Annotated in this window: 21 protein-coding genes and 2 pseudogenes; 17 read left to right on the top strand and 6 right to left on the bottom strand. The window is 61.2% G+C overall.

All coding sequences use genetic code 11. The features are described from left to right. Positions 1-109 precede the first annotated feature (109 nt). Positions 110-805 (bottom strand): GntR family transcriptional regulator, encoded by a 696-nt coding sequence (locus ACN2XU_RS19670; RefSeq protein WP_419412051.1) that lies wholly within the window; start codon positions 803-805, stop codon positions 110-112. A 106-nt stretch (positions 806-911) separates the two neighbouring features. Here ACN2XU_RS19670 and ACN2XU_RS19665 point away from each other — a divergent pair. The 17 genes and pseudogenes from ACN2XU_RS19665 to ACN2XU_RS19585 all read left to right on the top strand — a co-directional run bounded on the left by ACN2XU_RS19665 (position 912) and on the right by ACN2XU_RS19585 (position 13,006). Next, a pseudogene (locus ACN2XU_RS19665) lies at positions 912-1,691 on the top strand (NAD(P)/FAD-dependent oxidoreductase). Continuing rightward, positions 1,652-2,026 (top strand): NAD(P)/FAD-dependent oxidoreductase, encoded by a 375-nt coding sequence (locus ACN2XU_RS19660; RefSeq protein WP_419412050.1) that lies wholly within the window; start codon positions 1,652-1,654, stop codon positions 2,024-2,026. The pseudogene ACN2XU_RS19665 and the gene ACN2XU_RS19660 overlap by 40 nt, the downstream one beginning before the upstream one ends. A 27-nt stretch (positions 2,027-2,053) precedes the next feature. Further along, positions 2,054-2,233, top strand: coding sequence for a hypothetical protein (locus ACN2XU_RS19655; protein ID WP_419412049.1), 180 nt, complete (start codon positions 2,054-2,056; stop codon positions 2,231-2,233). 274 nt (positions 2,234-2,507) lie between these two features. Continuing rightward, positions 2,508-2,687, top strand: coding sequence for a hypothetical protein (locus ACN2XU_RS19650; protein WP_419412048.1), 180 nt, complete (start codon positions 2,508-2,510; stop codon positions 2,685-2,687). Next, positions 2,662-2,934 carry a type 2 periplasmic-binding domain-containing protein gene (locus ACN2XU_RS19645; protein ID WP_419412047.1) on the top strand — a complete coding sequence of 91 codons (273 nt, stop codon included), beginning with the start codon at positions 2,662-2,664 and terminating at the stop codon, positions 2,932-2,934. The genes ACN2XU_RS19650 and ACN2XU_RS19645 overlap by 26 nt, the downstream gene beginning before the upstream one ends. 101 nt (positions 2,935-3,035) lie before the next feature. Then, positions 3,036-3,344: a hypothetical protein gene (locus tag ACN2XU_RS19640; RefSeq protein ID WP_419412046.1), complete on the top strand. Its 309-nt coding sequence runs from the start codon at positions 3,036-3,038 to the stop codon at positions 3,342-3,344. Between the two features lie 89 nt (positions 3,345-3,433). Beyond that, a complete protein-coding gene (locus ACN2XU_RS19635) occupies positions 3,434-4,384 on the top strand; it encodes an ABC transporter substrate-binding protein (protein WP_419412116.1) in 951 nt (316 codons plus the stop codon). 82 nt (positions 4,385-4,466) lie between these two features. Next, positions 4,467-5,372, top strand: coding sequence for an ATP-binding cassette domain-containing protein (locus ACN2XU_RS19630; protein ID WP_419412045.1), 906 nt, complete (start codon positions 4,467-4,469; stop codon positions 5,370-5,372). A gap of 2 nt (positions 5,373-5,374) precedes the next feature. After that, complete coding sequence (locus ACN2XU_RS19625; protein WP_419412044.1) at positions 5,375-5,620, top strand: ATP-binding cassette domain-containing protein; 246 nt, start codon at positions 5,375-5,377, stop codon at positions 5,618-5,620. A 16-nt stretch (positions 5,621-5,636) separates the two neighbouring features. Next, entirely contained in the window at positions 5,637-6,209 is a 573-nt protein-coding gene (locus ACN2XU_RS19620) for a Tm-1-like ATP-binding domain-containing protein (RefSeq protein ID WP_419412043.1), read from the top strand. Further along, positions 6,182-6,829 carry a hypothetical protein gene (locus ACN2XU_RS19615; RefSeq protein ID WP_419412042.1) on the top strand — a complete coding sequence of 216 codons (648 nt, stop codon included), beginning with the start codon at positions 6,182-6,184 and terminating at the stop codon, positions 6,827-6,829. The genes ACN2XU_RS19620 and ACN2XU_RS19615 overlap by 28 nt, the downstream gene beginning before the upstream one ends. 71 nt (positions 6,830-6,900) lie before the next feature. Beyond that, positions 6,901-7,335 (top strand): annotated as a pseudogene (locus tag ACN2XU_RS19610) (phosphoenolpyruvate hydrolase family protein); the annotation flags it as partial. Positions 7,336-8,122: 787 nt separating this feature from the next. Then, the gene (locus ACN2XU_RS19605; protein WP_419412041.1) at positions 8,123-9,031 is read left to right on the top strand and encodes a LysR family transcriptional regulator; all 909 of its coding nucleotides are present in this window, start codon (positions 8,123-8,125) and stop codon (positions 9,029-9,031) included. Positions 9,032-9,142: 111 nt separating this feature from the next. Next, a complete protein-coding gene (locus tag ACN2XU_RS19600) occupies positions 9,143-10,099 on the top strand; it encodes a Bug family tripartite tricarboxylate transporter substrate binding protein (RefSeq protein ID WP_419412040.1) in 957 nt (318 codons plus the stop codon). Continuing rightward, positions 10,099-11,034, top strand: coding sequence for a BMP family ABC transporter substrate-binding protein (locus tag ACN2XU_RS19595; RefSeq protein WP_419412039.1), 936 nt, complete (start codon positions 10,099-10,101; stop codon positions 11,032-11,034). The genes ACN2XU_RS19600 and ACN2XU_RS19595 overlap by 1 nt, the downstream gene beginning before the upstream one ends. Positions 11,035-11,042: 8 nt before the next feature. After that, a complete protein-coding gene (locus ACN2XU_RS19590) occupies positions 11,043-11,504 on the top strand; it encodes a tripartite tricarboxylate transporter TctB family protein (protein ID WP_419412038.1) in 462 nt (153 codons plus the stop codon). After that, positions 11,504-13,006, top strand: coding sequence for a tripartite tricarboxylate transporter permease (locus ACN2XU_RS19585; RefSeq protein WP_419412037.1), 1,503 nt, complete (start codon positions 11,504-11,506; stop codon positions 13,004-13,006). Before ACN2XU_RS19590 ends, ACN2XU_RS19585 begins: the two co-directional genes overlap by 1 nt. A gap of 262 nt (positions 13,007-13,268) precedes the next feature. On the opposite strand, the gene ACN2XU_RS19580 is transcribed toward ACN2XU_RS19585, so the two are convergent. The 5 genes from ACN2XU_RS19580 to phnC form a co-directional block, all read right to left on the bottom strand. Continuing rightward, positions 13,269-13,901, bottom strand: coding sequence for a DapH/DapD/GlmU-related protein (locus tag ACN2XU_RS19580; RefSeq protein ID WP_419412036.1), 633 nt, complete (start codon positions 13,899-13,901; stop codon positions 13,269-13,271). After that, the gene (gene phnE, locus ACN2XU_RS19575) at positions 13,898-14,758 is read right to left on the bottom strand and encodes a phosphonate ABC transporter, permease protein PhnE (protein ID WP_419412035.1); all 861 of its coding nucleotides are present in this window, start codon (positions 14,756-14,758) and stop codon (positions 13,898-13,900) included. The genes ACN2XU_RS19580 and phnE (ACN2XU_RS19575) overlap by 4 nt, the downstream gene beginning before the upstream one ends. After that, positions 14,755-15,681 (bottom strand): phosphonate ABC transporter, permease protein PhnE, encoded by a 927-nt coding sequence (gene phnE / locus ACN2XU_RS19570; RefSeq protein WP_419412034.1) that lies wholly within the window; start codon positions 15,679-15,681, stop codon positions 14,755-14,757. Before phnE (ACN2XU_RS19570) ends, phnE (ACN2XU_RS19575) begins: the two co-directional genes overlap by 4 nt. 61 nt (positions 15,682-15,742) lie before the next feature. Next, positions 15,743-16,663 carry a phosphate/phosphite/phosphonate ABC transporter substrate-binding protein gene (gene phnD / locus ACN2XU_RS19565; RefSeq protein WP_419412033.1) on the bottom strand — a complete coding sequence of 307 codons (921 nt, stop codon included), beginning with the start codon at positions 16,661-16,663 and terminating at the stop codon, positions 15,743-15,745. A 28-nt stretch (positions 16,664-16,691) separates the two neighbouring features. Beyond that, a complete protein-coding gene (gene phnC, locus ACN2XU_RS19560) occupies positions 16,692-17,507 on the bottom strand; it encodes a phosphonate ABC transporter ATP-binding protein (RefSeq protein WP_419412032.1) in 816 nt (271 codons plus the stop codon). Positions 17,508-17,516: the final 9 nt, after the last annotated feature.

The raw sequence follows: 17,516 nt of genomic DNA, 5'->3' as shown, positions 1-17,516 counted from the left end.
CGAGAGGAGCCTGACGGTGCCTTTAAAAGGAACCCGCCGGATTCGTGGCACACGAAACCGGCGGGGCCAGCCTCGCGCTGTTGGTGAATGTTTCAGAAAAAAGTGAACGTCACTCTGGCCCCATAGCCGTGCGCAACGTGTCCTTGCCCGCCAAGGCTAGCCCGTCCTGAATGTCGGCGACGAGCGCAACCGATAGCGCCTCTATGTCGCGCCTCCCAAGGGCGGCAAGGATCTCTTTGTGGCGATCGATACTGTAGTGCGATTTGTGGGTGACCATCACCTGACGCTGAAATGGGCCGAGCTGAAGCCAGACACTCTCGACCAATGGCATGACCGCCTGATCGGGATTGAGACAATAGAGCACACGGTGAAAATCATGGTTGAGCCGGGTCATTTCGACCGGATAATTGTCACCGACGGAGGCATCCAGCCGCCTGTCGATCTCATCCATCATTTCGATCATGATGTCAGAGACATAAGGCAGGCTTCGCGCGCTGGCATGAAGTTCCAGAACTGTGCGCAGCTGCACCAGTTCCTCGAAACGACCAGGGGTCATGACCGGCACGCGTAACCGGCGATTGCCCAGCACCTCGATGGCGCTTTCAGAGTTCAACCGGCGCACAGCCGCGCGGATGGGCGTTTGGGACAGGCCCAAGTCCTGCGCCAACCCGCGAATCGTCAATTTGTGCCCCGGCGGGAAAGCCCCCACCATGATCGCCTTTCGCAGTCGCAGATAGGCATATTCCTGTGTCGTCATCTCGGGAGATTGAGCGACGTCGGGGATCGCGATGTCAGTTTGATACATGAGTGGCCCGTTGAAGTTCTCCCCGATCGTAGCGCGACCTGCGGTTGACTCAAAGCCATATGCTGTCACTAAAACTCAAATATAGCATATAGTTATACAGCTTCAGATGGAGGGCGCCATGAACGCAATGACCAAGACTTATTCCGGAAACGGTGCCCATACTGGCAGCCTGTACGCGGCAACAGCGAACCCGAACCGGCAGCGTCCGGAGTTGATCGGGCAGAAAGAAATTGATGTCTGCGTGATCGGCGCAGAATTTTCCGGGCTGTCGACCGCGCTGCATCTGGCTGAAAAGGGCTATAGTGTCGTGATCGTCGAAGGTGCTCGGGTCGGCTGGGGCGCCTGGGGGCTCAACGGCCGCCAGATCGTCAATGGTCTGAACGCCAGCTTGCAAAAGATCGGCAAGTAGTTCGGGGAGGACACGGCAGGGTTCGTGGCCAGCCTTGTGACCGAAGACGGCGATATCATCCTCGAGCGGGTGGCCACCTGCGGGATCAACTGTGACCTGAAGAAGGGCAACATCCTGGCCGCGATCACACCGGCGGACATGAAAGAGCTGGAAGGGCGTCAGAAGCTTTGGCAGAGCTACAGGATCGACTGTCAGGAGACGGTCGGGCGTGACGGAATCCGCGAACACATCGGTTCGGACATGTATATCGGCGGTCAGGTCAACCACAAAGGCCGACATATCCATCCGCTGAACTTCGCCGAAGGAGAAGCGAAAGCCTTCGAGAGCCTCGGCGGCACCATCTACGAAATATCGCCGGTCACCTCTGTTGATGCAGAGGCGCAGCGCCCGGTTGTCCACACCGTCAAAGGCAAGATCATCTGCAAGACGCTGGTGATTTGCGGCATGCCTATCTGGGCGGCGTTGTGCCGACGCTGACATGGCGCGTCATGCCTGTGACGACGCAGATCATGGCCACCCGTCCTCTGGAGGATGATCTGACCAAACGCCTGCTGCCATCCGATCATTGCGTCGAGGATATCCGCTATATCCCCGATTACTATCGCCTGTCCGGTGACAAGCGCCTGCTGATCGGTGGCGGCTCTGTCTATGGCGGCACGGATGATCTCAACATTCAGCACAAGCTGCGCCGCAACCTCTACAAGATCTGCCTGGAACTCAAAGGCATCGAGGTCGAATACACCTGGAGCGGCAATTTCGCCCTGTCCTTTACCCGCGTACCGCAAATGGGGCGCATCGGCAAGAACACCTAATTCGCCCATGGCTACAGCGGCCACGGCGTGACGGGCACGCATTCCTTCGGGCGGATCCTGTCCGAAGCGATCGACGGCGACCTCAGGCGCTATGACGTCTTTGCGGGCCTGCCTTGGTATCCGTTCCCCGGCGGGCGCACCTTCCGTGTGCCGTATTCGGTGATCGGGTCGTGGTGGTACGGGCTGCGCGACAAACTTGGCGTTTGATCCTGCCGCGGGTCCGGAGCCTCGACACCCTGGGCGCCCAGCACCCTCTCAGGTTTCGGAAAACACCAAAAAACCAAAGACCTAGAGCCAACTCCACGCGACGGAATAGCGGCCCGGACAGGGATCATCTGGCCGAACCCTTCCGACAACAGGGAAGAATTCTACGAGGCTCTTATCGACAGCTGCCCTCGCGGTCCTTGGCTGCACACAGCTTGCAACCGCTCAAAGCAACGAGCTGAACATCTATGATAGGTCCGACTACATTGCCGAAGACATGATCGCCAATTTCGAGGCGGAAACCGGCAATTCGGTCAACTACGACGTGTTCGACGCCAACGATGTTCTGGAAGCCAAGCTGCTGACCGGGGCGACCGGATACGAAGTGGTCGTGCCGTCGATCGAATTCATGGCGCGCCAGATCATTGCCGGTGTGTTCCACGAGATTCCCAAATGACTCCCTGTCGAACTACGGCAACCTGGATCCGACAATCCTCAAGGTGTTGGACGTCAACGATCCCGACACGGCGGCGAACCTGGCCGATTGCGCCATTGCCCTGCTGGATTCCCCGACCGAGGTTCTGGCGCCCGCGCTGAACTACCTCGGGCTGGACCACAACACCGAGGACAAGGCCGACCTGGCCAAAGCCGAAGCGTTGATGATGTCGAGCCGCAGCGGCTGCGCTCGCTGGGCCATGATGTGACGCTGTTGCGTGTGCTGGCCTCTGGTACCGCAGGTTTCATAGCCGGGATCGGCGGCATCTTGAACCTTTGGCTCACTACATAGATCTCGCCCGGCATTGGCGTGATCAATCCGGTGATCGACGTGCTGATGGCGGGTGTCCCGGGCGGGATCAGCCACCCGATCGGATCTCGTGCCGGCGCATCCGCCTATACGGCGGTCGATAATTTCGCCGTCGATTTCATCGCCCGCGAGCGGTTCAAAATGCTGATTGGAATAATATTTCTGTGGATCGTGCTGTTTTCGCCCGACGGTATCGCGGGCCTGACGGACCGCCTGCGCAAACGGCTGTGGCGCAAGCGCGAACCCAAGACGTCACCAATGCCGCCGGATGCTCCGGCGCCACATAAACCCACCAATGGAGGACATTGATTCTGGGTTATCCGAACAAGACTTTGGGCGCATGCAGCCTGCTGTCCGCCATGCTGTGATCGACCGCGCTTCATGGGTAGGACGACACCATCCTGATCTGCGTACTTGCCGCGCTGGAAGGGCCGCCGTCCGGCTCCGAAGGCATCCGCATCGCGCAATATGCCAATGAACAGCCCGATGTGACCTTCTTCAACGGCTTATCGGCGGCGATCGAGAGGAGCTTTGTCGACCCTGCCCCGAACTTCTACCGTTTCAACACCGATGACGCGCAATGGACCGCGCCGGCGGGCAGCTATCTGGTGAACGAACGCGGCTGGGACAACATGGTTGTCGTGTCCGAGGACTACTCCTCCCCCTACGCGCAGGTCTTCGGCGACATGGGCCCCTTCTGCGCCGTCTGGGGCAAGGTCTCCGAGAACCACATCGTGCCGCTGGGATCCAAGGAATACTCCTCGGTCATTGCGCTCCTGCCGATGAGCGGCGGCGATGTGGACGGCATCTTTATGGTGCTGGGTGGCTCGGAGGCGGTGAACTTCCTGACGCAATGCGCGCAGCTGGGCGAGGATCTACCCATCGTTGGCGGCTCGATCACCGTGGACCAAACCGCCCTGACCGCCGAAGGTCCGGTGTCGGACAACGACGATCTGCCCGCCCGGCAGGAATTTTTCGCCAAATCTCAAGCATTCTTCGGGGATGAGGGCCTGCCGTCGCCCTCGCTCTTTGCCTTCAACGACTATGTCTCGACCAAGGCCGCCCTTCTGGGTCTGCAGGAAGTGAATGGTGATCTGTCCGATCCGGAGGCCGATCGCGCCGCGCTGGACACGCTGAGCTTCGAGACGCCGACCGGCACCGTGGCGATCAACGAAAACCTTCAGGCCACCACTTCCTTTAATATCAACGAAGTCGTTGAAGGCGAGGATAGCCACCTCAAGAACGAGCCGCTGGCGCGTGTCGAGGGCATCGACCAATACCCTGGTCTGGGCAAGGAGGCATTCACCGCTCTGGGCCTGCCGTCCTGTGGCAACCCGTCCTGCGAATGACACCGGTCGGGAACACTAAGGTAAGGCCCTCAGGATCGAAGGCCTCACCCGCCGGTTCGGCGCGCTGGTCGGCGTGCAGGATATGGAGATATCAATTCCTGTCGGCCAGCGGCGCGCCGTGCTGGGCGCGAACGGGGCAGGCAAAACGACGCTATTCAATATGATCGCGGGTGGTCTGCCGCCCAGCGAAGGCAGCATCACCGTCTTTGGTGAGGACATGACGCATTTCTCTGCCGAAAAACGGGCGCGCCGGGGCGTGCGCCGCACTTATCAGCGGTCGCTGGTTTTTGGCAGGCTCACGGTACGCGACAACCTCTATATCGCGATCCGCGGCGCCACCGGTCCGCGCCTGTCGTTCTGGCGCCGTGTCGAGGCCGAGCCGGATCACGCCTGCATCGGCGCGCTGGCTGCGCAGGTGGATCGCGCGCATATGCTGGACCGCCTGGCGTCCGATCTCAGCCATGGAGAACACCGTCAGCCGGAGCTTGGCATGGCTTTGGCGCATCCGCCGAAACCGCTCTTGCTGGATGAACCGGCGGCGGGTCTGTCGATGCGCGAACGCGAGAATTTGATGGCCATGCCCGCCGCTTTGCCGCGCGATCTGACGCTGATCATGATCGAACATGATCTCGATATCGCGCTCACGGTCTCGGACGTAGTGACGGTGATGCACAATGGTCATCTGCTGGCCGAATGCACCCCGGCCGAGATTTCGACCAATCAGGAAATTCAGGATATCTACATGGGCGTTGAACCACTTCTCTCCGTCAGCGACCTGCATGTCTATTACGGGTCGAGCCACGTGCTGCACGGCGTCTCGCTGGCCACGGACAGCGCGCCGGTGTCCATCGTCTGGCGCAACGGCATGGGCAAGATGACGCGGTGCCAGGCCATCATGGGGCTTATCCCTTCGGTGCGCGGCACGGTCCGGCTGGGCGGCCAGGACATCATCGGCAAGCGGGCCTTCCGCGTGACCCGCGCCTGCTGATCATGGATGTACCGACCGAGGGGCTGGCCCCTGTCATCGTTGATCACGTGGTCGAGGCGCTGCGCAAGATCGCGACATCCGGCACCGGCCTGCTCCTGATCGAACAGAACATGACCGTAGCGACCGAAGTGTCGGATTGCATCCTGGTCATGATGAACGGCGCCATCGCGCTTGAGACCAACGCAAAGACGCTGCTGTCGGGCCAGGCGCTGCAAAACGGCCATCTCGGCGTCAGCGCCTGGGGCTGAGGGAAGGAGGACCACCATGCACCATATTTATGCTGTCGGCACCATGGACACCAAATCGCAGGAGCGCGCCTATGTCCGCAAACTGATCGAGGCAGCGGGCCAGACGGCGGTGATCGCCGATCTGTCCACCACCGACCGCGCCGCGCATCCCGGCGCCGAAGAGATCGCCGCCCCTCACCCGGACGGGGCCGAGGTCGTCTTCACCGGGGTTCGCGGCAGTGCCGTCGCCGCGATAGTTGTGGCCTTTGAACACGACCTCGCGAGCCGCGACGATCTGACCGGAGTTACCGGACTGGGCGGATCGGGCGGCCCCGCACGGACCACGCCCGCCATGCGTACCCTGCCGGTTGGTGTGCCCAAGCTGATGGTGTCCACCGTCGCCTCGGGCAATGTTGCCGCCTATGTCGAGCCGACCGACATCACCATGATGTATTCTGTCACCGATGTGGCGGGTCTGAACCGGATCTCGCGGCAGGTTCTGGCCAATGCCGCGGGGCGATTGCGGGCATGGTGCGTACCTCCCCTCCCTCGGTGCAGGACCTGCCTACAATCGGACCGACCATGTTCGGCGAGACCACGCACTGTGTGAGCCGCACGGTCCAGGCGCTGGGGTCGGACTGTGATCCGCTGGTGTTCCACGCCACCGGCACCGGCGGCCAGTCGATGGAAAAACTTGTCGATCAGGGGCTGATTTCCGGCGCGATCGACTGCACCACGACCGAGATTTGCGATCTGCTGTTCGGCCGCATCTTTCCCGCGACCGAAGATCGGCTTGGCGCAATCGCCCGCACGGGTGTGCCCTGGGCCGGATCGGTCGGGGCGCTGGATATAGGGAACTTTGCCGAGCTCGACACTGTGCCGGAGCGCTATCGCAGGCGGCTGTTCCATGAACACAATCCTCAGGTCCCGCTGATGCGGACCACGGCGGAGGAAAACGCCGAAATGGGCCGTTGGCTGGGCGATAGGCTGAACGCCTGCGCGAGGCCGGTGCGCTTGCCGCTGCCCGAAGGCAGAGTCTCCGCGCTCGACGCACCCGGCGCGCCGTTTTGCAACCCCACCTCGCGCACGGTCACGCGGCTGCCTCTTGACATCAACAATCCCGCCTTTGCCAACGCGCTTGTCGCGGCGTTCCGGGAAGCCCAGACCCGAGGACAGATCTTATTCCCAGCATATCCAAAGAGGACATCCTCGCCAAATTCCGCAACATGATCTCCAACGACCAACCCATCGTCGACGGCGGCGCAGGCACCGTCCTATCCGCGTAATACGAAGAAGCGGGCGGCATCGACCTGATCGTGAACTACAATTCCGGCCGCTACCGCATGGCCGGGCGCGGATCGCTCGCCGGACTTCTGGCCTACGGCAATGCCAACGACATCGTTATGGACATGGCGAAAGAGGTGCTGCCGTTGGTGCGCAACACCCCGGTGATCGCGGGCGTGAACGGCACAGATCCATTCTGCAACTTTGACTGGTTCCTCGATCAGATCAAGGCCGTCGGCTTTATTGGCATCCAGAACTTTCCGACCGTTGGCCTGATCGACGGCACTTTCCGCGCCAACCTCGAAGAGACGGGCATGAGCTACGAGATGGACGTGGACGCCCAAGCCCGTCGCAAGGCCCTGCTGGCCACGCCCTATGTCTTCAACGCGAAAGTTGCGGTCGCCATGACCAGGGCGGGGGCGGATATCATCGTCTCCCATGTGGGTGGGTAGAGTTCGACGTCTCCGCCGAGGACGATGCGGGCATTCGCCAGGCCGTGGGGCAGGAAACCTTTGCCGCCGGGATACGGGCGCTGACTGAACGCGTCTGATCTCTATCGCAGTTCGGGAAAATGTCTTCTGTCACCATCGGCGTGGTCAGGAATGCCTCTGAGGAGCGGTCGGGGCCGGCCGTTCCATCACTGGCTCGCCATGGCTGAGACTGTTTCAATTGATGAAACGAGCGGCGTTTTGCCACGACCGTCCAGAAAGCGCCGGGCAGTCATTATTTGGCGGCACCAGGCTTTCTGGCAGGGCGGGATATCGCGTGATCGGGATCGGGGTGGGGGTTTCACCCGAATTGAAAGTTCGGCTTTTCGGTGTTGCCGTGTCCGGCGGCAGAACGGCTTGACGGATTCGCGGGTCTGCTCGGCGGAATTGTCCCATAGCATTGCCTGAGGGGCTTTCTTTGAGCGCCTCGATGCATGGGTGAAAATCAGCCGCCAGTCCGGCTGTGGATCGTTAAAGACCCCGTTGAAATTGCTCGCGTGTTCACTCGTTGAACGAACGCGGCACCGGGCTGATCCAGCGTGCCGCGCTGAATGTGACAGGCGCGGGCCGGTCCGGTTCCCCGTTATGAAGGCGCGGCCCATCCTTGGTGCCGCGTAGGACAAAGCGGGCTCAGAGCCAGATGCGTTCGGTCTGCAGGGATAGCGCGCATGGCCAAGCCCGCTATTCCCATCGAGGCGTAAGTCATGCACCTTGCCAGAGTCTTTCGACTGCTGCCATGCAAGGACCTCGCATGCTCCTATCCCGTCTTGTACGCTACATCGACGCCGTTTCGCGGCATGGGTCGATCCGAAAAGCGTCTGAAGCACTTAACATCGCGCCCTCGGCAGTCAATCGGCAGATTCTGGAATTCGAACGCGAGATCGGTATGCCGATTTTCGACCGTCTGCCACGCGGGATGCGGCTGACCAGTGCCGGCGAGGTCGTGGTAGACCATATTCGCCGCATGAACCGCGACGTGTCGATGATGAACGTACGCTTGAATGACCTGAAGGGCCTCCAATCGGGCAAGGTGCGGGTTGTTGCCGCCTCAGGCCTGATGTCGTCCTTCATTTCCACGATCGTTTCGGGGTTTGTCCGCGACCATCCGAAACTCGATCTGAAAATCGACACACTGCCACTCGAAGCGATCATTCACGAAATCACGGAGGGTTACGCGGACCTCGGTTTGAGCTTCGATCTGCCGCGTGATCCCAATATCGCCACCTTGGCCAGCATGCATCAGCCGCTCGGGGTCATCGTCCCTCCCGATCATCCGCTTGCAGGTCGCCCTGCCCTGCGGCTCAGCGATTGCGTATCCGAAATGATGATTTTGCCACCTCCGGGCAGTGGCATTCGCGTCCTTCTTGATGTCGCCTTTGCGGAAGCGCGGATCAATCCCAGGATCGGGGTCGAGTCGAATTCGGTGGCTTTGCGCAAGCACCTGGTGCGCGAGGGGGCGGGCATCACGATCCTGGCGGCCGTGGATGTTATTGGTGATGTCGCGGATGGCACCGTGTGCCATGTGCCGCTCGCCGATCCGCATGTGCCTGGTCAGACACTGAAACTCGTCAGCCGGGCGAAAGGAACCCTGGAACCCCTGCAAGCCAAGTTGGCCGAGGCGTTTCGTCGGCGCTTTTCCGAACTCGGAGCCGAAGTGTAAACATTTTTCGAACACATATAGCGATTCTTTGCGCTTTTATCGTTCGCATGCTCTGTCATCCTGAATCCATCGAACATCACGGCCCAAGCGTCGTACAGTCGGGAGACACTCATGCGCACCAGCATTCTAGCCCTTGTTGCAGCCCTTGCCGCAGCCCCAGTAACCGCTCAGGAATGGCCGGGCGAAACCATTCGCATCGTTGTCGGCTTCACACCCGGTGGCTCCAGCGATCTCGTAGCGCGCATTCTCGCGCCGCTGATCAGCGAAGACCTCGGCACCGATGTGATCGTCGAGAATATGCCGGGCGCCGCGTCGACCATCGCAGCGGCCAAGGTCGCCGAGGCGGAGCCGGACGGCTACACCTTTTTCCTGTCCAACGTCTCGGCAAACGGCATCGCGCCCTTCACCTACCCGGACCTGAGCTACAATCCGGTCGACGATTTCGACGATGTGACGATCCTCGGTTACATCCCGGCTGTTCTCCTGGCTTCGAAAACCGCAACCGTAGAGGATCTCGACAGCTTCGTAGCAATGGCCAAGGGCAGCGGCGAACCAGTGTTGTTCGGATCCGGAGGACATGGCACCATGAACCATGTCAGCGGCGAATTGCTGAAAATGTCGGCTGGTCTCAATATGGAGCATGTGGCCTACAAGGGATCAGCGGAGGCAATGAATGACTTGCTTGCCGGCGTCATCGATTTTCAGATTGATGCGCTGACCCAGAATGTCGGCCAGATCAACGCCGGTGCCATCAAGGCGCTGGCCATCACCACACCCGAGCGTTCCGAAGCGGCACCCGATATTCCGACCTTCGCCGAACTGGGGCTTCCGGATGTTGTCGCGTTCAACTGGGTCGGGCTGTCGGCGCCGGATGGCACACCTGACGAAATCATCGCCCGGTTCCACGAAGCCACGCACAAGGCCATGCAAAACGAAGAGATCATGGAGCAGTTCGGCAAGTGGGGAATGTTCCATGTCGACAGCACGCCGGAAGAGGCAGAAAAATTTGTCGCCGACGAGGTCGCCAAGTGGGGCAAGGTCGTCAAAGGCGCGGAGGCGTTCAACTGATGCCACGCATTGCGTTCATAATGAACGGGCGTCACAACGATCGTGGCTTCGTTCAGGAAGGATACGAAGGTGCGCTGGCGGCACGCGATGCAATGGGGTTCGACCTCGACATCGTGGAGTTCACCAGGGGCTCGGCCGAATTGCTCTGCAACCAGGTCGAGGCCGCTGTAAAACGTGGCGCCGATGCAGTCATCGTGCATGGCAGCCGCGCTGATGGAGCGCTGGACGAGATCGCAGGGAGATTTCCCGATTGCGCCTTTTTGTCACCCGGCGGCCGCGCGGACGGGCAGAACATCTGGAACTACGCGATCCGGCATTACGAGGCGGCCTACCTGGCCGGCGCGTTGGCGGGGCGTATGACACGCACCGGCGTCGTCGGGCACTTGTCCGGGGTGTTCATTTCACCCGGAAAGAAAGGGCGCGCGGCCTATGTCGACGGCGTGCGCGCCGTCGCGCCCGGGGTCCGGGTCCTGACCGGGTTCTGCGGGAACCAGGATGACCCGGACCTTGCCGCGCGGTGGATCGCGGCAGAGGCAAAAGACGGCGCGGATGTCATCTTCACGATGCTGAACTACGGGCGCTCCGGAGCGATTGCCGCCTGTCGCGAGGCCGGGATCAAACAGATCGGCAATATCCGCGATTGGTGTGCCGAGGACCCTGAGGTCTTCATCGGATCGGCCTTGTCACGCCATGGCTGGTCGATTCGCGCCTGGACCGCCGACTTTCTGGCCGGAAAGCTGGAGCCCGGCCGGAACCTGCACCCGGGTCTCGAAGAGCCAACTGCTGTTGGATTAAGCATGTGCAAGTCAGTGCCGCAGGCAATCCGCGAGGAAATCGAGGGACTTCGCGAAGACCTCGTGGCAGGACGGCGGTCCGTCGTGACAACCTACGAAGGTCCGGAATTCCAACCTGACCAAGAACTCAACCCGGTGTGAGAGACGCGATGGCAGAACATCTGCGCAGGAATGATCTCGTTTGCGGAGCGGCTGTCGCCCTGCTTGGCGTCTTTGCTCTCGTTTCCGCGCTCGGGTGGGACTTCGGCTCCATGCGCCGGATAGGGCCTGCGCTCTTTCCGGCGGGGATCGGCTTGATCCTGATCGTGCTCGGCCTTGCCATCGCGATCTTCGAAGGCCGCAGCGGACCTTTGGATCCGGATGACATGCCGGCGCGCTTGAATTTGCGCAGCTTGCTTCTGATCGTGGCCGGACTTGCCGCGTTTACTGCGCTAATCCGAACGGCCGGTCTCATCCCCGCGATCTGGGTGGCCGTCTTTCTGTCCGCCTGGGCAGACCCTGCGGCCAGGTTCCGTGACAGCGCCATCGTCGCCGCCGTTATGAGCAGTATCGCTATGGGCCTGTTTGTCCACCTTCTTGGCTTCCAGGCCAGAGCCTTTGGAGCGTACTGATGTTTGACAATCTGCTCCTCGGCTTTTCCGTCGCGCTCTCCGTATCCGGACTGCTCTACTGCTTCCTTGGGGTCTTTCTGGGGACGGTTGTCGGGGTGCTTCCGGGGCTTGGCGTCATGGCGACACTCGCCATTCTGATGCCGATCACGTTTCATCTGGAGACGGTCCACGCGCTCATCATGCTCTCCGGCATCTACTACGGGGCGGCCTTCGGCGGATCGACCGCGTCCATCCTGCTCAACCTTCCCGGTACGGCCAACACGGCGATCACTTGCCTCGATGGATATCCCATGGCCCAGAAGGGCCGCGCCGGTGTCGCCCTGTTCATGACTGCAGTCGCCTCTTTCACCGGCAGTATCATAGGCCTGCTGATCCTCGCACTTTGCGCGCCGCTGCTTTCGATGATCGCGCTGAACTTCGGGTCTCCGGAATACTTCACCCTGATGTTGCTCGGTCTTCTCGCTGCGGGCATGTTGTCGAAGGGGTCGCATCTGCGGTCCACGGCCTCGATTTTCATCGGCCTGTTCCTCGGCATCGTCGGCACGGACATCAGCACCGGTGTCCAGCGGTTCACCTTCGGCCAGCCGGAACTCTATGCCGGGTTGCCGCTCGTCGCGATTTCGCTTGGCTTGTTCGGATTGCCGGAAGTCATTGCGAATGCCGGCCGAAAGGACAACGTGCCGCTGGTTCAGGGGCAGATCACGATCCGGTCCATGCTGCCCAACCGCGAGTATATACAGCGCTCGATCAAGCCGATGCTGCGCGGCAGCGGTATCGGCGCCTTCTTCGGGGCGCTGCCCGGAACGGGGAGCCTGATAGCCGCTTTCGCGTCCTATGTCGTTGAAAAGAAATCCCACCGCGATCCTTCTCTGTTCGGACGCGGCGCCATCGAAGGCATTACCGGACCTGAAGCCGCGAACAATGCCGCGACGCAGACAGCGTTCATTCCCACTCTGACGCTTGGCGTGCCGGGCGATGCGATCATGGCGATGATGCTGGGCGTCATGCTGATCCACGGTGTCGCGCCGGGTCCACGCCTCATCACCGAACAACCAGATCTGTTCTGGGGCCTGGTGGCCAGTTTCCTGATCGGCAACATCCTTCTGGTGGTCCTGAACATCCCACTGATCGGCTTGTGGGTCCGGCTGCTCAAGATCCCCTATCACATGCTGTTTCCGGCGATCCTCGTCTTCATCTGTCTTGGCGTCTACAGCGTGAACTACGCGGTGCTCGACCTCGTGCTGGTGATGATGTTCGGGGCGCTTGGCTACGCCATGTCAATCCTCAGGCTCGAACCGGCACCCTTGATCCTCGGTCTGGTGCTCGGCCCGATGATGGAAGACAACCTCAGACGGACGCTGATGATTTTTCGTGGTGATATCTGGGCGATCGGGGACCGACCGCTTTCGATGGGTTTCCTGCTTTGCAGCCTGCTCATTGTCTTTCTGGGCTTCGTCAAAAGCAGGCGCAGCGCCGGTCTGAAAACCGTCCAGCGTGGGTAACCATGCTCCGGCCTCTACCATTCACAGACTGTAGGTGACTCGGGATGCCACGGCGATAGCCGGGAGGATAAGGACCGGGCTGCTGTCGCGACGCGTCGTATTTGAGCGCGGCTTCGCGGCTCTTTCGACCGCAAATGCAGGCGCGTATCTTCTTGGGTAGAACCAATCCGCCCAAACGCCGCGTGCCCGTCCAGATCCTGTATGCCGTGTCACCCCGTCTGGCGATGGCCCCGCGTGGTCCTGTGACGGCGGCGGCAACACCTCAAGGATCAGCGCGCGCCCCGCGATATTTCTCGATGAAGGCCTCGATGGACAGCGCCCGGATGTCGGGCAAGGCCGCCTTGTAGGCGTCGCGCGACCAGTCCCAGACCGCGATCTGGCGCAAGGCGTCGGCCTGCGCATCGGTGAAACGGCGCCTGATCTCGCGAGCGGGCACGCCACCGACCACGGTATATGGGGCCACGTCGCGCGTCACCACGGCTCCCGCGCCGATCACCGCGCCGTCACCGATGGTGACCCCGGCAGTGATGGTCACACCATGTCCGATCCAGACGTCATGACCGATGGTTACCCAATCGGCGCGGCGCCAGTCGAAAAAGTCGTGATCGTCTTCCCCCAGCCCATAGGCTTCGGCGCGATACACGCTGTGATGCTGCACCGCGCGCCATGTGGGATGGTTGCCGGGATTGATCCGGGTGGCATTGGCGATCGAGCACATCTTGCCGATGGTGGTCCAGATCACATGGCAATTCTGCGTAATATACGACCAGTCGCCCATGCTGCTTTCGCGCATCATGGTGCCCTTGCCGACCTCGGTCCAGGCGCCAAGGGTGCAATCCGTCACGTGGGCCTCCGCATGGATCGTCGGCGCTTCGGTCAGGTGGTTCTTGCTCATTTCGATAGCTCCGTTTTGCCGATCAGTCGGGCGCGGATCAGGCCGGATAGCCAGTCGATCACGTAAACCATCGCGATGATCAGAAAGATGATTGACCAGGCCTCGCCCCATTTGTAGGCCGAAATCCGGTCGGAGAGGAGGAACCCGATGCCGCCTGCGCCGACGATGCCGAGGATCGTGCCGGAGCGGACATTGGATTCGAAGTTATACAACAGGATTGACAGGAACACCGGATTGACCTGCGGGCCGATGCCGTACCGGATCTGCTGAAGCCGCGACCCACCCGAAGCCTTGACGCCTTCGATGGGTTTGTCAGAAGTGTTCTCGATCGCTTCAGAAAACAGTTTCGCAAAAGTGCCAATCTCGGAGACGGCGATGGCGAGGATGCCGGGAAGCGGACCGAGGCCGAAGGCGCGAATGAAGATCAGCGCAAGGATCAGTGTCTCGAACGCACGGATCAGGTCGTACCCGCGCCGGACAGTCAGGCGCAGCACGGTCTGCCGCACGATGTTGCGTGCCCCGAGGAACGACAGCGGAAAGGCAAAGAGCGCACCCAGAAGCGTGCCAAGGAACGCAATCGCCAGCGTCTCTCCCAGCCCTTCGAGGATCTCCGAGAACTCGGCCCATGTGGTCCAGACATAGGGCGGAAACATGAACCCCATCACGGTGCCAAGCCGGTCCAGCCCGGTCCACAAGCGCAAGGGCGAGACATCGAAATCGTACAGGCACCAAGCGAACAGCATGACGAACCCGCTCCACAGCGTATAACGGCGCAATCGCACCATCAGGGGCACGCGGAAAGCCAGCGGCACGCGGGCTTGAGCGTCGGCGATCTGGGCGGCGGTGGGCGGGGTCATGTGCGGACCTCTTTCAGATTGATGACGCGGTGGCGCAGTTTTTCCGACCCGAAGTCTATGATGACCACGGTCATAAAGATGATGACGAACAGCGCCGACAGGTCGGTGTATTCCTGAAACGACATCGCTGTGCGGAATTCCTGACCCAACCCGCCCGCGCCGACATAGCCGATGATCGACGATGAGCGGACATTGATCTCAAACCGCAGCAGCGTGTAGCTGATGATATTGGGCAGCACCTGTGGCACCGCGCCATAGCGGATCTGGTCGAACCAGGTGCCACCGGCTGCCTTCACGCCTTCCAGAGGGCGCATGTCGATGTTTTCATTCACTTCGGAATAGAGCTTGCCCAAGGCGCCGGTGGCATGAAGCCCGATGGCCATGACCCCGGCCAGCGGACCAACGCCGAAGCAAAAGACAAAGATCAAAGCCCAGACCAGATCCGGGACGGTTCTGGCAATTTCAAGATAGCGCCGCGTGACCCACAGCACCCACTTGTTTGGCGACAGGTTCCGTGCTGCCGGAAAGGACAAAAGAAACCCGCCAAAGACCCCCACCGTTGTTGCCATGAAGGCGATCAGGACGGTTTCGAACAACAGTTCCAGCCAGATTTTCCACCGCCAGAACCAGTTCGCGACATCGGCGCCAAGGCTTTCCCAGCGCAGTACCGGCAGCGTTTTTTCGATGTATTCGCCAAGGCGCGGAATGCCCGCCGGGATGATCCATCGCCAGTCGCGCGACCCGTCCGGCAGGGTTATCTGCGTGACCTTGAAGAAATCTCCGATCCAGCTCGTAAAGGCAAAGAGCGTCAGAAAGACCGCGGCACCAATGGCCCAACCGATCCGGGCACGGCGGCGCCGCGCGGCAAAATCGCGTTCGAAATCGGCCACCGGGCCAGTCGCAGGCAGGTCAACGGCCACCATGGGCATCCTCCGTCAGGAAAAGACGGGCGCGCACGCCCGCCTTCGTTCTGTAAAACCGGAATCAGGAGTTCGAGCGGCGCTGCTTTTTGATCCAGGCGCGCATGTCGACAATCCACTGATAGCGTTCGCTATCGACGCGGGTGAAGCCCACCGGCGGGTTGGCATCCCCGTCCACGATGGAGTTGTACAGCTTCCAGCCTTTCGGATCGCCCTCGGCAAATTCTTCAAGCGCGACGGTCACGTCCTCAATGAGTTCGGCCGGCAGGTTCTTGCGGAAGGTCCAGGGACCCGAGGTGATTTCAGGCGATTCCCAGATCTTGCAGATCACGCCCGGCTCGATCATGCTCTTTTCAACCATGCGCTGCGGGATGCCGTCGTCTTCGTTGTTCTGCCAGGTCGACGCCGTGTCGAAGGTGCCATTGACCACCCCTGTCACGTCAGCCTCGTGGCTGCCGCCGAACACGACCGAGCCAAAGAAGTCCTCGGGCTTGAAGCCTTCCTTGGTGACCATGTTGAAATACGGCACAGCGTAGCCGGACGTGCTGTCGGGATCGGCAAAGGCGTGCACCTTGCCCTCGGCGTCAGCCAGCGATTTGATGCCGCTGTCGCAGCGGGTCACGACGATCGAATGATAGCCGGTGTTGCCGTCCTTCTTGATGGAGGTCAACGTCGGGACCACGCCGCCGTCCGTCGCGGTATAAGCCGCGGCATAAGACGAAGAGCCAAGCCGCCCGATTTCGATCTGATCGGCGGCCAGCGCCTGAATCACGCCGTCATAGTTCCCGGCGGTGAAGATCTCGACCTCGACGCCCAGCTGGCTTTCGAGCCAGACACGGAGCGGTTCGTTGCGTTGCAGGCGATCCTTTTCGTTCTCGCCGGACAAGATGCCGAACTTCAGCACCTGATAGTCGTTTTTCCACCCGTCGGCCCAGGCCGGTGCGGCGATCAGCGCGACAAGCGCGGTGGTGGTCAGAAAACGCATGGTGGTATCCCCCTTGATTGCGTTCTGGTCAAATCTGTTCGGTCACACGCCTGGTCGCGCGTGCCGTGGTCGATGTGACGGCCTCGTTGAACTCCATCAGCCCTTCGATGCCGTAGATGTCGCGGACAACGTCATCGGTCAGTTGCCCGGCGGTTCCGTCGAACATCACCCGGCCGGCGCGCATGGCGACGATCCTGTCGCAATAGGCGCGCGCGGTATCCAGGGTGTGCAGGTTGACGAGCACGGTCAGCCCGTCTTCGCGGTTGATCCGGCGCAGGCCGTCCATCACCCGCGTCGCATTGGCCGGATCAAGCGATGCGATGGGTTCGTCCGCCAGCATGATCTTTGGGTTTTGGACGAGCGCCTTGGCGATGGCCACGCGCTGCTGCTGTCCGCCCGACAGCGTACCCGCCCGCTGCAGTGCCTGCGGCACCAGATCCAGCCGGTCCAGCGCCTCGATCGCCATGGTCCGTTCGGCATCGGTGAACGACATGGTCATCGACGACAGGAACCCGTGTTCGGCCAATCGCCCGATGAGCACGTTGGTCAGCACGTCCAGCCTGTCCACCAGATTGAACTGCTGAAAGATCATCGCACAGTCGCGGCGCCAGTTGCGCAAGGCACGCCCCTTCAGCGCGGTAATCTCGACCCCGTCAAACGAAATCGACCCCTTAGTGGGGTCGATCAACCGGTTTACCAATCGCAGCAGCGTCGACTTGCCCGCGCCCGAACGCCCGATGACGCCGACGAACTGCCCCGGTTTTACCGACAGACTGACGGTGTCCACCGCGGTCGTGTCGCCAAAACGGCGGCTCAGGGACGAGAGTGTCAGATTTCCTGTCATCGAAAGGCT

The organism is Pacificoceanicola niger, from assembly GCF_048553275.1.
Taxonomy (GTDB): Bacteria; Pseudomonadota; Alphaproteobacteria; order Rhodobacterales; family Rhodobacteraceae; genus Pacificoceanicola.
The sequence above is the reverse complement of the archived record's forward strand: the minus strand, read 5'-3'. Positions and strand labels throughout refer to the sequence as shown.

Bases quoted from the DNA above. Each gene is read 5' to 3' on its own strand.
- ACN2XU_RS19670 (WP_419412051.1), bottom strand. From the start codon at position 805: ATGTATCAAACTGACATCGCGATCCCCGACGTCGCTCAATCTCCCGAG.
- ACN2XU_RS19650 (WP_419412048.1), top strand. From the start codon at position 2,508: ATGATCGCCAATTTCGAGGCGGAAACCGGCAATTCGGTCAACTACGAC.
- ACN2XU_RS19630 (WP_419412045.1), top strand. From the start codon at position 4,467: ATGGAGATATCAATTCCTGTCGGCCAGCGGCGCGCCGTGCTGGGCGCG.
- ACN2XU_RS19625 (WP_419412044.1), top strand. From the start codon at position 5,375: ATGGATGTACCGACCGAGGGGCTGGCCCCTGTCATCGTTGATCACGTG.
- ACN2XU_RS19620 (WP_419412043.1), top strand. From the start codon at position 5,637: ATGCACCATATTTATGCTGTCGGCACCATGGACACCAAATCGCAGGAG.
- ACN2XU_RS19615 (WP_419412042.1), top strand. From the start codon at position 6,182: ATGTTCGGCGAGACCACGCACTGTGTGAGCCGCACGGTCCAGGCGCTG.
- ACN2XU_RS19605 (WP_419412041.1), top strand. From the start codon at position 8,123: ATGCTCCTATCCCGTCTTGTACGCTACATCGACGCCGTTTCGCGGCAT.
- ACN2XU_RS19600 (WP_419412040.1), top strand. From the start codon at position 9,143: ATGCGCACCAGCATTCTAGCCCTTGTTGCAGCCCTTGCCGCAGCCCCA.
- ACN2XU_RS19595 (WP_419412039.1), top strand. From the start codon at position 10,099: ATGCCACGCATTGCGTTCATAATGAACGGGCGTCACAACGATCGTGGC.
- ACN2XU_RS19590 (WP_419412038.1), top strand. From the start codon at position 11,043: ATGGCAGAACATCTGCGCAGGAATGATCTCGTTTGCGGAGCGGCTGTC.
- ACN2XU_RS19585 (WP_419412037.1), top strand. From the start codon at position 11,504: ATGTTTGACAATCTGCTCCTCGGCTTTTCCGTCGCGCTCTCCGTATCC.
- ACN2XU_RS19580 (WP_419412036.1), bottom strand. From the start codon at position 13,901: ATGAGCAAGAACCACCTGACCGAAGCGCCGACGATCCATGCGGAGGCC.
- phnE (WP_419412035.1), bottom strand. From the start codon at position 14,758: ATGACCCCGCCCACCGCCGCCCAGATCGCCGACGCTCAAGCCCGCGTG.
- phnE (WP_419412034.1), bottom strand. From the start codon at position 15,681: ATGGTGGCCGTTGACCTGCCTGCGACTGGCCCGGTGGCCGATTTCGAA.
- phnD (WP_419412033.1), bottom strand. From the start codon at position 16,663: ATGCGTTTTCTGACCACCACCGCGCTTGTCGCGCTGATCGCCGCACCG.
- phnC (WP_419412032.1), bottom strand. From the start codon at position 17,507: ATGACAGGAAATCTGACACTCTCGTCCCTGAGCCGCCGTTTTGGCGAC.